Origin of the sequence: Burkholderia sp. 572, from assembly GCF_040545135.1 — a bacterium.
GTDB lineage: Bacteria > Pseudomonadota > Gammaproteobacteria > Burkholderiales > Burkholderiaceae > Burkholderia > Burkholderia cepacia.
The window spans coordinates 502,049-515,356 of record NZ_JBEPLH010000001.1 but is presented as its reverse complement, the minus strand read 5'-3'; the positions used below and the strand labels follow the sequence as shown (position 1 = coordinate 515,356).

Below are 13,308 nucleotides of genomic sequence, written 5' to 3'. Positions count from 1 at the left end.
GCGCGCCTCCTGCCGGGCGCCGGGTTCGGCAAAATCAATGGGGGTCAGGAACAAAGCACCCGAAACGGCACGGGCGGCCGGGTAATACGCGTAAGAATCGACGGTCATCGAATGGCCTTGAAATGAGCGCGACGCCGGGCAGCCGGAGCGGCTGCCCGCGAAACCGCATAGTTTACTGGGTTCCGCACGCGCCAGCGCCGACGCGGCTCTCCCGCAAATGCAACACGGCAGACACAGCACCAAAGCAAGGACGGCCCGATAGAGTTAAAATGCGCGATTAATTCGGGGTTCCGGGGCCTGGCCGGCCGGTTCGTTCCTGCCTTCATAACATCAAGCCGGGGCGAGCGAGCGAGTGCCAGCTCCTCGAACCCCGGCGTCTGTCGTCGGAGTTCGCTCACTTATGCGAGTCATCCTTGCCCAGCCCCGCGGCTTTTGTGCGGGAGTTGTCCGTGCGATCGAGATCGTCGATCGCGCGCTGCAACAGCACGGTGCGCCGGTCTATGTGCGTCATGAGATCGTGCATAACCGGCATGTCGTCGAAAACCTGCGTAATAAAGGGGCGCGATTCGTTGAGGAGCTCGACGAGGTGCCCCACGGCGCTGTCGCGATCTTCAGCGCGCACGGTGTCGCCCAGACGGTCGAGCGCGATGCGGAAACGCGCGGGCTCGACGTGCTCGACGCCACCTGCCCGCTCGTCACGAAAGTGCACGTGCAAGGCCGCCAGTACGTCGCGGCGGGCCGCCGGCTGATCCTGATCGGCCATGCGGGCCACCCGGAAGTCGAGGGTACGATCGGCCAGATTCCGGCCGAGGTGATCCTCGTGCAAAGCGAAGCGGAAGTCGATACGCTGACGCTGCCCGTCGACACGCCGGTCGCGTACATCACGCAGACCACGCTGTCGGTCGACGATACGCGCGGCATCATCGAAGCGCTGCAGCGCCGGTTCACCGACATCGTCGGCCCGGACACGCGCGACATCTGCTATGCCACGCAGAATCGCCAGGCTGCCGTGCGCGAACTGAGCGAACAGGTCGACGTACTGCTCGTGGTCGGTGCGACGAACAGCTCGAACTCGAACCGCCTGCGCGAGATCGGCACCGAAAGCGGTGTGCCGAGCTATCTCGTCGCCGACGGTTCGGAAGTCAAGGCCGAATGGTTCGCGAATGCGACGACCGTCGGCCTGACCGCCGGGGCGTCCGCGCCCGAGGAAATGGTCGAAGATGTAATCGGCGCGTTGCGCGCGCTGGGCCCCGTCGACGTCACGACGATGGCGGGCCGTGAAGAAAAAGTCGAATTCAAGTTGCCGGCGAAGCTCACGCAAGCTGTCGCCCGCGAAGTTTAAGGAGGACATCTCTTGTCTATTCCGCTGCTCCAGCAAGTCCGCGTCGGCGCGTACATCACGCGCCAACACCTGTCCGGCAACAAACGCTATCCGCTCGCGCTGATGCTCGAGCCGCTGTTCCGCTGCAACCTCGCTTGCAACGGCTGCGGCAAGATCGATTACCCGGATCCCATCCTGAACCAGCGCCTGTCCGTCCAGGAATGCCTGGAAGCGGTCGACGAGTGCGGCGCACCCATCGTGTCGATCGCCGGCGGCGAGCCGCTGCTGCACAAGGAAATGCCGGAAATCGTCCGCGGCATCATGAAGCGCAAGAAGTTCGTCTACCTCTGCACGAACGCGCTGCTGATGGAAAAGAAGATGGACGACTACCAGCCGAGCCCGTACTTCGTCTGGTCGGTCCACCTCGACGGCGACGCGCAGATGCACGACCACTCGGTGTCGCAGGAAGGCGTGTACGACAAGGCGGTCGCGGCGATCAAGGAAGCGAAGCGCCGCGGCTTCCGCGTGAACATCAACTGCACGCTGTTCAACGATGCGATCCCCGAGCGCGTCGCGAAGTTCTTCGATACGCTCAAGCCGATCGGCGTCGACGGCATCACCGTGTCGCCGGGCTACGCGTATGAGCGCGCACCGGATCAGCAGCACTTCCTGAACCGCGACAAGACGAAGAACCTGTTCCGCGAGATCCTGAAGCGCGGCGAAGGCGGCAAGCGCTGGTCGTTCAGCCAGTCGTCGCTGTTCCTCGACTTCCTGGCCGGCAACCAGACGTACAAGTGCACGCCGTGGGGCAACCCGGCGCGTACGGTGTTCGGCTGGCAGAAGCCGTGCTACCTGGTCGGCGAAGGTTACGTGAAGACCTTCAAGGAACTGATGGAAGACACGAACTGGGACAACTACGGCGTCGGCAACTACGAGAAGTGCGCGGACTGCATGGTCCACTGCGGCTTCGAGGCGACCGCCGTGATGGACACGATGGCGCATCCGCTGAAGGCGTTCGCCGTGAGCCGCAAGGGCATCAAGACCGACGGCCCGTTCGCACCGGACATTCCGATCGACAAGCAGCGTCCGGCCGAGTACGTGTTCTCGCGCCACGTCGAGATCAAGCTCGAGGAAATCCAGCGCGCCGGCAAGGGCAAGCTGCAGAAGCCGGCGAAACCGGCAGCCGCCGCCTAAGCGCGTTTCGCCACGCGGGGGGCTTGCCTCCGCGCCGGCGGGAAAAAAGAAGCGCCACGGAGCCTGCTCCGTGGCGCTTTTGTTTTGGGCCGATGTGTCGAGTCGCGTTCCGCCGTCACCGTATGGCCACGACTGGCCACGACAGGCCGCGACAGCCGTGCAATCGCTGCTTCGGCGATTGACGGCGGCCGTGCCGGTGCGGCCGGCCCTGTCTCCTCCAGACTCCCGGCAAAACCGGTGCGACGCTACGCGGCCAGCGATTCGGCCGCGTGCATGCGCATCTTCTCCGCCGCGCCCGCGACGAGCGCCGGCTGGCCGCTCGACGCGAACGCGCAGACGTGCTCCCACAGCTCGGCCAGCCGACGCCGCGTGAGCGTCGTGACGCAGGTGTCGTTCGCCGCGAGCACATGCTCGAGCACCGTGCATTCGTCGTCGTGCAGCGTCCATGCGCCGCCTTGCGCCGCGCGTGCCACGCCCGCGTCGAGCGCACGCTCGGCGTCGACGCACAGGTCGATGTCGGCATCCGCGCACACCGCATCGTCGAGCGCCAGGAACACCAGGTAGACGCTCGTGCGCAACCGCATCAGCAGCGCCTCGTTGCCATGCCCGCCGCGCAGCGCGACGAGCGCCATGTGGCATTTCAGCGAGATGTCGCGTGCATGCACCGGCGGCAGCGGCAGCAACCACTCGCGGGTCAGCGGCACGTGGCGGCGGTGCTTCCGGGAGCCCTTCATGACGGGCTCCCGCTTGCGGGCGCATCGCTCGCCGCGACGGCCGGCCATGCGGTACGGCACGCAACGGCATCACGGTGCGCAAGGCGGCGGGGTTTCGCACGACGTCGCGCGCCGCGCGCATCGTCCCGCCGCTGCGACGCTCGCGCGGCCGGCAGCCGGCGCAGCGCCGGCGCGCGCACGACGCAGGCAAATCGGATCGGGCAAGCCATGCTCGTCTCCTGCATCAGAACGTGTTCTCGCCCTTCAGGTAGTACGCGGTCTTCACGAAAAAGGCCTTGACCGGATGGCCGCCCTGCGCGTCGCGTGCGGCGCGCGCCTCCATCTCGGCCCGCTCTTCGCGCGACCGGTCCGGCACCGGATTGCGGACACGTTCGAGCGCACGCTGCATCGCGAGCGGATAGTTCTGGTTGCCGGCCGACGTCGCGCGATAGCCTGCGCGCGTCATCTGCATCAGTTGCGCGTTGGTTTCGGCACGCGCCGCCGACCAGCTCGACAACGAGGCATTCGATGCCCCATCGGAAACGGCCGACTGCGCAAAGCTGACGGCGGGCAGCGCAACGAGTGCGCAGGAAAGTACAGCAACGGGAACGAGGGATCGCATAGTGGCCTCCAGATGGTTGTCCCCGCATCGATCGTGTTCGACGATGCGTTGAAAGCATCGTATGTCGCGCTGCATGCCGCTTGAATAGCCGATTCCGCAATTGATATTTTCGGCTTCGGAATTCGGTGCGCGAACCACGTCATGCGCGAATCCCTCTCAATCGGAATTTCTTTATTTCATTCAATGCCCTGATCGCATTTGTTCAGACGATCCGAAGCCGTGCACACAGCGCTTTTTCAATTTCCGAAATGACGTGTTGCCGATGCGATCGCAGCGGGCGCACCTTCCGGCAAGGCTTCCGGCGTGATATCGCGCGTGCGGATACCCGCGGATATCTCGAACCGCGGCCTTGCCGGATCGAACGGTTCTCGTGATTCAGGACAAGCATCGCATCCGGATTGCCGGATAGCGACACGACGTGCGCGGCAAGGACGCGCGATAATCACGCATCGGCCGTTTCGCACGGCACCTCATGCATTCCCATTTTTAACGAGTCCTTCCATGGCTGCCCTCGACACCACCGCCATCCACAGTTGGCATGCGCACGTCTATTTCGATGCGGCCAGCCGCGACGCCGCGTGGGCGTTTCGCCAGGTCGTCGACGAACGGTTCGGCGCGGTCATCGAACTCGGCCGCTTTCACGAACGCCTCGTCGGCCCGCACCCGGCGTGGTCGTACCAGATCGCGTTCGACACCACGCGCTTCGACGAAATCGTGCCGTGGCTCGTGCTGAACCACGGCGCGCTGGATATCTTCCTGCATCCGAATACGGGCGACGAACTGCGCGACCATCGCGATTGCGCAGTGTGGATCGGGAAGTCGTACGTGCTGAATCTCGACGCGCTGGCCGGATAACGGCCGAAAAACGGCAGGAAAGCGCCGCCTTCGCCGCGGCGGCATCCACGTTTCGGGTCGACGTGAAACGTCCCGCGACGGCGCGCTCATACAGTGGGTTCCGTTATCGACACTTCCGGAACCCGCCATGACACACCCCGATGCCGATGCCCGGCACATTTACGAAGGCTGGCACGCGGCCGTCGTCGCACGCGACGTCGATGCGCTGATGGCGCTGTATACCGACGACGCGGTGCTCGAAACGCCGCTGATCGTCGTCACGCTGCCCGATCACGGCTCAGGCGTGCTGCACGGCAAGGCCGCGATCGGCGCGTTCTTCGCGGCCGGCCTGCGCAATCCGGGCAACCGGCTCGGGCGCTGGTACCGCACCGGGTCGTTCTTCTCGAACGGCCGCCAGCTCACGTGGGAATATCCGCGCGCGACGCCGGAAGGCGACCAGGTGGATCTCGTCGAAGTGATGGACCTGCGCGACGGGCTGATCGCGCATCATCGCGTGTACTGGGGATGGGTCGGCTTTCTCGCGCTGCGGGCTGCCGCGCCGGCACCCGACCACGCATGACGGCCACCGCGCCGAACCGGGCCGCGGCCCGCCGCGTGCTCGCCGCGACCTGCGTGAGCTACACGCTCGTGCTGCTCGACGCGTCCATCGTCAACGTCGCGCTCACCGATATCGCCCACACGTTCGGCAGCCGCATAGCCGGCCTGCAGTGGATCGTGAATGCGTACACGCTCGCGTTCGCGAGCCTGCTGATGACGGGCGGCACGCTCGGCGACCGGCTGGGCGATCGCACCGTCTATGTCGCGGGGCTCGCGATCTTCGTCGCCGCATCCGCGCTATGCGGCATCGCGCCGAGCCTCCCGGCGCTCGCGATCGCCCGGGCGCTGCAAGGCGTCGGCAGCGCGATGCTGGTGCCCTGCTCGCTCGCGCTGCTCAACCGCGCGTTCCCCGAGCCGGCCGCGCGCGCATCGGCAATCAGCCTGTGGATGGGCTGCGGCGGCATCGCGATGGCGTCGGGCCCGCTGATCGGCGGCCTGCTGATCCACCTGTCCGGGTGGCGCAGCCTCTTCTTCGTGAACCTGCCGCTCGGGCTTGCCGGCATCTGGCTCGCCCGCACGGTCACGCGCGCCGCCGGCGACGCGTCGCGACATTTCGACTGGGGCGGCCAGGCCGCGGCCATCGTCGCGATCGCCACGCTGATCGGCACGTTGATCGAAGGCCCGTCGCTCGGCTGGCGCTCGGCGCCGATCGTCGGCGGCGCGGCGACGAGCGCCGTCGCGTGGATCGCGTTCATCGCGATCGAAGCGCGGCGCCGCGAACCGATGCTGCCGCTCGCGTTCTTCCGCAACCGGCTGTTCGCCGGATCGACGTTCGTGTCGATGGCATCGGCGTTCGTGTTCTACGGCTTGCTGTTCGTCCTCAGCCTGTTCTATCGGCAGATCCGCGGCGCGAGCCCGCTCGACACCGGGCTCGCATTCCTGCCGATGACGGCGATGGTGGCGCTCGGCGGACTGTGCTCGGGCAGGCTCGTTGCACGCTTCGGTGCGCGTGGTTCGATGTGTGCAGCGTTCGCGCTCTACGCGGCCGGCGCGCTCGGCATGACGGGCATCGGTGCGGCGACACCGGCATGGCTCGCCGTCGCACCGATGCTCGCGATCGGCTTTGCATCGGGATTCATCTCGCCGGCCGCGACGTCGCCGGCGCTCGGGGCGGTCGACCGCCGCCGCGCGGGCGTGGCGGCGGCCGCGCTGAACGCGGCGCGGCAGAGCGGGTCGGCGCTCGGTGTCGCGATCTTCGGCGCGTGCATCGCGACCGTGCAGCCGTTTTCGGTGGCGATGCGGGTGGCGTTGCTGGCGGCTGTGGCGATATCCGGGTCTGCGATGGCGACGTGGTGGATCGCAACAAGGGAAGTGCTGAAAGTGGGCGCTCACACGGTCGGGATTCGTGTGGTCGAAGGCGAATAGATCATTCGCCCGAAGCGAAAGCGTGTCACGACGAACAGCGCCACGCACGAGCGGATCTTCCTGCACACGCCCCCTGGTTCATCGCATTACGTCCGCATACGCGTTGCGAACACAACGATCTCGCGTACTGGTGCGCCGACATGCGTTCCGTCACAATATCCGCCGCCACAGCACATCAGCGCGGGGAAACAACAATGCCAAAAATCAGCGTCACGACACGCCAGCTCCCTGTCGGTCAGGGTGGAATGATGATTTCGCTCGTCAAGAACTCGGTCGATGCATCATCGGCACCTTTCACCTTCATGTTCGACTGCGGATCGCTCAATCGCCTGCATCTGAACACCGGGTTCGAACGACTCGACGAGAAAAGGGTCGACATTCTGTTCATTTCCCATCTGGATGGGGATCATGTCAACGGTGTCGACATGCTGACGCACCACCTCGAGTCGATCGACACTGTCGTGCTGCCGTGCCTCGATTCCACGACCATCGCCGCCTACGTTCTCGCCGAAGCGAGCAAGACAGAGATGACAACCGAATTCTGCAATTTGCTGAGCGATCCGGCAAAGTGGTTCGGTGAGCGCAATGTGCGACGGGTCATTTTCCTGCGGCGCCCGACTGACGACGAGATGCAGGCGCGGCCCGGCACCGGAAGGCGCGCCTCGATCAGGCTGAGCAATCCAAATTTCCGGAATGGTCTGGCTGTAACGCTGCAATCACGCAACTTGTCGACGATATCGGCACATGCCGCAAGGACCGCGGAGTTGATCGAAGCCGATGCCGATACCGTTATCGATATCGCATCGTCGAAAGATACATCGACGGCCCTCTGGACACTGATTCCTTACAACCATCCATTCGACGACAAGCTCGTCAATGCATTCCATGCAGCAGCGGGAACCGTGATCAAGGGCATGCGCAAACCCGGCGCGGCTGCCGATCCATCCGTCGCGCCAGCCATACTGCGAGCGATCGAGAACAAGCCCGAACGGGACGTCCTCAAGGCCTGCTACCGGATTCTCGACAACGACGGGAATGTGCCGTCATTAAGCCTGTATAGCGGCCCGCCGGCCGTTGCCCCCAAGCTGGAGGTGCGGACACCCGACTTCCCCACTCCTCAGGCCGGATGGCTGACCACCGGCGACGCGAAACTGAAAGCCGCCTGGATCCGGAAGCCATGGATGGAGCGCTACGACGCCGTGTTCGACAAGGTTGGCCTGTTCGTACTCCCGCATCACGGAAGTGACTACAGCATCGACCAGAGCGTCCTGACGCGCCTTTCTCACGCATCGATGCTCGCCTGCGCGGATTCAAAAAGCACGAAGCATCCTCACAAGAAAGTGGTGGAAAAGATGAAAGCGCTGAAGATCGCCCACCACATCGTTTCCGAGAAGCCGGGGAGCGAATACCAGACGATCGTCAACGTGGAGATATGAGCCCGCGGGCCAACCCGATGCCGGTGCGCTCGTCGACCAACGACTGGTCAGCGCGGGGCTTCCGACGATTAGCACCGCCTTCCGCTCACGCAACGTACATCGCGACACTGACGAACTGGCACAGGCTGCCGGCCAGCACGAACAGATGCCAGATGCCGTGTCCGTGGCGGATGCGTTCGTCGTTGATGAAGAAGTAGATGCCCGCGCTGTAGATGAGGCCGCCGGCCACGAGCCACGCGGTGCCGACCGGCGGCAGCGCGTGGATCAGCGGACGCACCGCGACGAGCGCGAGCCAGCCCATCGCCACGTACAGGATCATCGACAGCATGCGCGTGCGCCGCCCGAGCGTCAGTTCCTGCACGATGCCGAACACGGCCAGCCCCCAGCTCACGCCGAACAGCGACCAGCCCCACGGGCCGCGCAGCGTGACCAGCGTGAACGGCGTATAGCTGCCGGCAATCAGCAGGTAGATCGCCGAGTGGTCGCACTTCTGCAGGATGGCTTTCAGGCGCGGGCTACGCACGCTGTGGTACAGCGTCGAGATCGCGTAGAGCACGCAGAGCATCGCGCCGTACACGCTGAAGCTCACCACCTTGTAGGCGTCGCCTTCGAGCGCGCCCATCGTCACCAGTGTTACCAGCCCTGCCACCGATAGCACCGCGCCGACGAGATGGGTAATGCTGTTGAAACGCTCACCGGCATGCACGACGGGCTCCTCCTGTGCGGGTTCATCGGGGTGAATGGTTCACATGATACCGGCCGGGAAACGAAGCCGGGTTGCAGGCAGATCAAACCCGGCACACGGACGGCGCCGCGGCGCTGCGCGCCCGGTGCGTCACGCTCGCCGCCGCTTGGCGAACCGGCGCGCCCCGCCGGGCGGCTCATCCACCATCCACCCTCACCAGCCGTCAACCGTCGCTGTCTGCCGGCGGCGCCCACTCGGCCACGAGCTTCAGCAGGCCGGGAAAGCGCAGATCGAGATCTTCCGTGCGCACGCGGCTGCGCCGCTCGAGCCCGTATTGACGCTGGCGCAGCACGCCCGCGTCGCGCAACGCCTTGAAGTGATGGGTGAGCGACGATTTCGGGCGATCGAAGCCGAACCAGCCGCAAGGATGGTCGTAAGCCTCGGATTCCAGCATCAGTTTCCGCACGATCGTCAGTCGCAACGGATCGGCCAGCGCGCCAAGAATGGTTTCGAGCCGCAGCTCGGCGACGTCCGGCTCCGGCAGCGGATCGGGCAAATCCGCAGGTGCCGGCGCGAGGCCGGCCGCCCGTTCAGGGTGGGTGCGTTTCATGTCGGCAAGCATATCACCCTGTACGAGTTTTTTCGAACTAAGCTATAGTTCGAAAAAACTCGTACAAGGAGTGCGTTCATGTCCGACACCGCCGCCCCCCAATCGCGACCCGCGGGCTCGCGTTCCGCGCCCCGCATGGCACACGCCGCCTGGATGGTCACCGCCGTGTTCATGCTGTCCAACTCGCCGACGCCGCTGTACGTGTCCTGGCAGCACGCACTCGGTTTCTCGTCCGGCACGCTGACCGTCATCTTCGCGCTCTACATCGCCGGCCTGCTGGGTACGCTGCTCGTCGCCGGCCAGCTTTCGGACCGTTACGGGCGCAAGCCGGTCCTGCTGCCCGGCCTCGCCGCGGCGCTGATCGCGTGCGCGTTGTTCGCGACCGCGTCGTCCGTCGCCATGCTCGCGGTCGCCCGCATGCTGACGGGCATCGCGGTCGGCGTGATCGTGTCGGCGGGCATGGCGTCGGTGATCGATCTCGCGGGCACCGAGCGGCGCAAGGCCGCGCTGCTCGCGTCGGTCGCCATGGTGCTCGGCGCGGGGCTCGGGCCGTTGCTCGCCGGGATTGCCGCGCAAACCGCCGCGCATCCGGTCGCCCTCGTCTTCGGCGTCGAGTTCGTGATCCTGCTGAGCGCGTCGGCCGTCGCCCTGCGGCTGCCGCGCAACCGGCCCGCGCAGGCGCCAGGCGACGCGCCGCCGCTACGTCTGCCGTCCGTGCCGGTTCACAACCGGCGCCATGTCGCCAGCGGTGTCGCCGTGTTCGGGCCGGGCATCACCGCGACCTCCTTCGTGCTTGCGTTGGGCCCGTCGTTGCTGGCACGCCTGCTTCACGTGCGCAGCCCGCTGCTCGCGGGCGGAATGGCCTGCGCGATGTTCATCGCCGCTACCGGCGTCCAGTTCGTCGCACGGCGCGGATCGATCCGTACGACGTTCGTTGCCGGCACGGTCGCCACCATGCTGTCGATGGTGATGCTGTGCATCGCCGTGCATGCGTCGTCGGCCGCCGTCCTCGTCGCGGCGGCGCTCTTCGCGGGCGCGGGACAAGGCCTCGGGCAGCTCGGCGGCCTGACGCTGATCGGCCTGCACGTACCGGACGCGCGGCGCGCCGAGGCGAACGCCGTCATGAACATCGGCGGCTACCTCCCGGCGGGACTGATGCCCGTGATGACCGGGTATGCGATCGACCGCGTCGGCTTCACGGCAGGCGCGACCGGTTTCGCCGTCGCCTTGACGCTGATCGCGCTCGCCGCGGGAGCAGCCGCGGTGCTTGCGCTCCGTCACGACGACTGACGGCCGCACGCGACGGCATGCGCTGCACGAGCCGGTCGCCTTGCGTCGGCATGAAAAAAGGCGTCATGGCTCTCACGCCATGACGCCTTTTCGTTCTTTCCCGCCGTTTCAACCGCTCAACAGCACTTTCCCGCCCCCGACCCGTACCGCGCATTCTGACGCTCGCGGAAGAATTCCTCGTACGTCATCGGCTCGCGGTCCGGATGGGTCTCGCGCATGTGCGCGACGTAGGTGTCGTAGTCGGGCAGGCCGACCATCAGCCGCAACGCCTGCCCGAGGTAACGCCCCGCGCTGCGCAGGTCGCTGCCAAGATCGCTGAACATCGCGGCCTCCCCTTAACGTCCGCTGCCGAGCGCCTGCGCGGCCGGCATCGCTTCATACGGCGTCTCGCGCACGGTCGGCTTCGACTCGCGGCGCGCGCGCAGCACGGCGAGCACGCCGTACACCGCGATCGCCACGACGACGAAGATGAACAGCCCGGCCAGCGCCGCGTCGATGTAGTCGTTGAAGATGATCCGCTTCATCTGCGCGATCGACTTCGCCGGCGCGAGCACCTTGCCTTCGTCCACCGCGGCCTGCAGCTTCGCGGCGTGCGCGAGGAAGCTGACCTTCGGGTTCGCGTCGAAAATCTTCTGCCAGCCGGCGGTCAGCGTGCAGATCAGCAGCCACGCGGTCGGCACGATCGTCACCCACGCATAGCGCTCGCGCTTCATCTTGAACAGCACGACGGTGCCGAGCACCAGCGCGATCGCGGCCAGCATCTGGTTCGAGATGCCGAACAGCGGCCACAGCGTGTTGATGCCGCCGAGCGGATCGACCACGCCCTGGTACAGGAAGTAGCCCCACGCGGCCACGCACAGCGCGGTGGCGACCAGGTTCGCGGGCAGCGACTCGGTGCGCTTGAGCGCCGGGTGGAACGTGCCGAGCAGGTCCTGCAGCATGAAGCGGCCCGCGCGCGTGCCGGCGTCGACGGCCGTCAGGATGAACAGCGCCTCGAACAGGATCGCGAAGTGATACCAGAACGCCATCATCGCTTCGCCGCCGATCACCTGGTGCAGGATGTGCGCCATGCCGACGGCCAGCGTCGGCGCGCCGCCCGCGCGCGCGATGATCGTCGTTTCGCCGACGGCCTTCGCGGTCTGCGTCAGCATGTCCGGCGTCAGCACGAAGCCCCACTGCGTGACCGTGCTGGCCACCGCTTCCGGCGTCGAGCCGAGCACGGCCGCCGGTGCGTTCATCGCGAAGTAGATGCCCGGCTCGATCACGCACGCGGCAACCAGCGCCATGATCGCGACGAACGATTCCATCAGCATCGCGCCGTAACCGATGAAGCGCGCGTTGGTTTCGTTGTCGATCAGCTTCGGCGTCGTGCCCGACGAGATCAGCGCATGGAAGCCCGACACGGCGCCGCACGCGATCGTGATGAACAGGAACGGGAACAGGTTGCCCGACCACACCGGGCCCGTGCCGTCGACGAACTTCGTCAGCGCGGGCATCTTCAGTTCCGGCGCGACGACGAGGATGCCGATCGCGAGGCCGAGGATCGTGCCGATCTTCAGGAACGTCGACAGGTAGTCGCGCGGCGCGAGCAGCAGCCACACCGGCAGCACCGATGCGACGAAGCCGTAGCCGATCAGGATCCAGGTGAGCTGCGTGCCGGTGAACGTGAACCACGCGGCGAGCGTCGGCGAATCGTGCACGTGCTGGCCGAACGCGATCGACGCCATCAGCAGCACGAAGCCGATGATCGACACTTCGCCGATGCGGCCCGGACGGATGTAGCGCGTGTAGACGCCCATGAACAGCGCGATCGGAATCGTCGCGGCGACGGTGAACGTGCCCCACGGCGAATTGGTCAGCGCCTTCACGACGATCAGCGCGAGCACCGCGAGGATGATCACCATGATCAGGAACGCGCCGAACAGCGCGATCACGCCGGGCACCGTGCCGAGCTCCATCTTGACGAGATCGCCGAGCGAACGGCCGTCGCGGCGCGTCGAGATGAACAGCACGATGAAGTCCTGCACCGCGCCGGCGAACACCACGCCGGCCAGGATCCACAGCATGCCGGGCGTGTAGCCCATCTGCGCGGCGAGCACGGGCCCGACGAGCGGGCCGGCGCCGGCGATCGCGGCGAAGTGATGGCCGAACAGCACGTACTTGTTGGTCGGCACGTAGTCGAGGCCGTCGTTGTACTTGACGGCCGGCGTCATCCGCAGCCCGTCGAGCTGCATGACCTTGCTGGCGATGAAACGGCTGTAGAAGCGATACGCGATCAGATACACGCAGACTGCGGCGATCACGATCCAGAGGGCACTGACGCGCTCGCCGTGTGCGAGCGCGATCGTGCCGAACGCGAACGCGCCGAGCAGCGCGACCGCAATCCAGAGCAGGGTACTGGAAGCCCGATTCATGGCGTCTCCTGGTCTCCAATGTGTTTTTGAGTGGATGCGGCGAGGCGCCGAACCCGCGTGACGTCGATGCGTCGTGCCGCGGTCTCGCAAAGGCCGCGGCGATGGGCCGTAGTATTCCGTGTGACCGGGGAGGCTTACAAGCGGTTAACTACGTACGCGGAGCTACGTAGAATTACGTAGATGTCGGCTGCGTAGATATCGTCCGG

At 66.0% G+C, this 13,308-nt stretch carries 13 protein-coding genes; 7 read left to right on the top strand and 6 right to left on the bottom strand.

Translation table 11 applies throughout. From position 1 onward, the window contains the following. Nucleotides 1-400: 400 nt before the first annotated feature. Both ispH and hpnH read left to right on the top strand, forming a co-directional pair. Nucleotides 401-1,342, top strand: a complete 942-nt coding sequence (gene ispH, locus ABIC51_RS02360; protein WP_027790309.1) for a 4-hydroxy-3-methylbut-2-enyl diphosphate reductase — start codon at nt 401-403, stop codon at nt 1,340-1,342. 12 nt (nt 1,343-1,354) lie between these two features. Beyond that, nucleotides 1,355-2,515 carry an adenosyl-hopene transferase HpnH gene (gene hpnH / locus ABIC51_RS02355; protein WP_021158681.1) on the top strand — a complete coding sequence of 387 codons (1,161 nt, stop codon included), beginning with the start codon at nt 1,355-1,357 and terminating at the stop codon, nt 2,513-2,515. Nucleotides 2,516-2,760: 245 nt separating this feature from the next. On the opposite strand, the gene ABIC51_RS02350 is transcribed toward hpnH, so the two are convergent. Together ABIC51_RS02350 and ABIC51_RS02345 are read right to left on the bottom strand one after the other, a co-directional pair. Then, nucleotides 2,761-3,249, bottom strand: coding sequence for a hypothetical protein (locus ABIC51_RS02350; protein ID WP_175860426.1), 489 nt, complete (start codon nt 3,247-3,249; stop codon nt 2,761-2,763). Between the two features lie 223 nt (nt 3,250-3,472). Beyond that, nucleotides 3,473-3,850 (bottom strand): hypothetical protein, encoded by a 378-nt coding sequence (locus ABIC51_RS02345; protein ID WP_027790307.1) that lies wholly within the window; start codon nt 3,848-3,850, stop codon nt 3,473-3,475. A gap of 501 nt (nt 3,851-4,351) precedes the next feature. Between ABIC51_RS02345 and ABIC51_RS02340 the strand changes: the two genes are divergently transcribed. The 4 genes from ABIC51_RS02340 (at nt 4,352) to ABIC51_RS02325 (ending at nt 8,103) form a co-directional block, all read left to right on the top strand. Then, nucleotides 4,352-4,705 carry a DOPA 4,5-dioxygenase family protein gene (locus ABIC51_RS02340; protein WP_027790306.1) on the top strand — a complete coding sequence of 118 codons (354 nt, stop codon included), beginning with the start codon at nt 4,352-4,354 and terminating at the stop codon, nt 4,703-4,705. Nucleotides 4,706-4,832: 127 nt separating this feature from the next. Then, nucleotides 4,833-5,264: a nuclear transport factor 2 family protein gene (locus ABIC51_RS02335; protein WP_124544836.1), complete on the top strand. Its 432-nt coding sequence runs from the start codon at nt 4,833-4,835 to the stop codon at nt 5,262-5,264. Further along, entirely contained in the window at nt 5,261-6,667 is a 1,407-nt protein-coding gene (locus ABIC51_RS02330) for an MFS transporter (protein ID WP_226128792.1), read from the top strand. Before ABIC51_RS02335 ends, ABIC51_RS02330 begins: the two co-directional genes overlap by 4 nt. Nucleotides 6,668-6,861: 194 nt before the next feature. Further along, nucleotides 6,862-8,103: a ComEC/Rec2 family competence protein gene (locus ABIC51_RS02325; protein WP_175898452.1), complete on the top strand. Its 1,242-nt coding sequence runs from the start codon at nt 6,862-6,864 to the stop codon at nt 8,101-8,103. An 85-nt stretch (nt 8,104-8,188) separates the two neighbouring features. On the opposite strand, the gene trhA is transcribed toward ABIC51_RS02325, so the two are convergent. Further along, nucleotides 8,189-8,809 (bottom strand): PAQR family membrane homeostasis protein TrhA, encoded by a 621-nt coding sequence (gene trhA, locus ABIC51_RS02320; RefSeq protein ID WP_021158676.1) that lies wholly within the window; start codon nt 8,807-8,809, stop codon nt 8,189-8,191. A gap of 202 nt (nt 8,810-9,011) precedes the next feature. Next, on the bottom strand, nt 9,012-9,398 hold the full coding sequence (locus tag ABIC51_RS02315) for an ArsR/SmtB family transcription factor (protein ID WP_088611426.1): 387 nt from the start codon (nt 9,396-9,398) through the stop codon (nt 9,012-9,014). A gap of 135 nt (nt 9,399-9,533) precedes the next feature. Between ABIC51_RS02315 and ABIC51_RS02310 the strand changes: the two genes are divergently transcribed. Then, nucleotides 9,534-10,688: an MFS transporter gene (locus tag ABIC51_RS02310; RefSeq protein WP_175860428.1), complete on the top strand. Its 1,155-nt coding sequence runs from the start codon at nt 9,534-9,536 to the stop codon at nt 10,686-10,688. Between the two features lie 116 nt (nt 10,689-10,804). Here ABIC51_RS02310 and ABIC51_RS02305 read toward each other — a convergent pair whose 3' ends face one another. Continuing rightward, nucleotides 10,805-11,011 carry a YbdD/YjiX family protein gene (locus tag ABIC51_RS02305; RefSeq protein ID WP_006480280.1) on the bottom strand — a complete coding sequence of 69 codons (207 nt, stop codon included), beginning with the start codon at nt 11,009-11,011 and terminating at the stop codon, nt 10,805-10,807. Nucleotides 11,012-11,023: 12 nt separating this feature from the next. Next, nucleotides 11,024-13,102, bottom strand: a complete 2,079-nt coding sequence (locus ABIC51_RS02300; protein WP_175854486.1) for a carbon starvation CstA family protein — start codon at nt 13,100-13,102, stop codon at nt 11,024-11,026. Nucleotides 13,103-13,308 lie beyond the last annotated feature (206 nt).

Coding starts and splice junctions, on each gene's coding strand:
- ABIC51_RS02350 (WP_175860426.1), bottom strand. CDS start 3,249: ATGAAGGGCTCCCGGAAGCACCGCCGCCACGTGCCGCTGACCCGCGAG.
- ispH (WP_027790309.1), top strand. CDS start 401: ATGCGAGTCATCCTTGCCCAGCCCCGCGGCTTTTGTGCGGGAGTTGTC.
- ABIC51_RS02330 (WP_226128792.1), top strand. CDS start 5,261: ATGACGGCCACCGCGCCGAACCGGGCCGCGGCCCGCCGCGTGCTCGCC.
- ABIC51_RS02335 (WP_124544836.1), top strand. CDS start 4,833: ATGACACACCCCGATGCCGATGCCCGGCACATTTACGAAGGCTGGCAC.
- ABIC51_RS02340 (WP_027790306.1), top strand. CDS start 4,352: ATGGCTGCCCTCGACACCACCGCCATCCACAGTTGGCATGCGCACGTC.
- ABIC51_RS02300 (WP_175854486.1), bottom strand. CDS start 13,102: ATGAATCGGGCTTCCAGTACCCTGCTCTGGATTGCGGTCGCGCTGCTC.
- ABIC51_RS02315 (WP_088611426.1), bottom strand. CDS start 9,398: ATGAAACGCACCCACCCTGAACGGGCGGCCGGCCTCGCGCCGGCACCT.
- ABIC51_RS02325 (WP_175898452.1), top strand. CDS start 6,862: ATGCCAAAAATCAGCGTCACGACACGCCAGCTCCCTGTCGGTCAGGGT.
- ABIC51_RS02345 (WP_027790307.1), bottom strand. CDS start 3,850: ATGCGATCCCTCGTTCCCGTTGCTGTACTTTCCTGCGCACTCGTTGCG.
- ABIC51_RS02305 (WP_006480280.1), bottom strand. CDS start 11,011: ATGTTCAGCGATCTTGGCAGCGACCTGCGCAGCGCGGGGCGTTACCTC.
- ABIC51_RS02310 (WP_175860428.1), top strand. CDS start 9,534: ATGGCACACGCCGCCTGGATGGTCACCGCCGTGTTCATGCTGTCCAAC.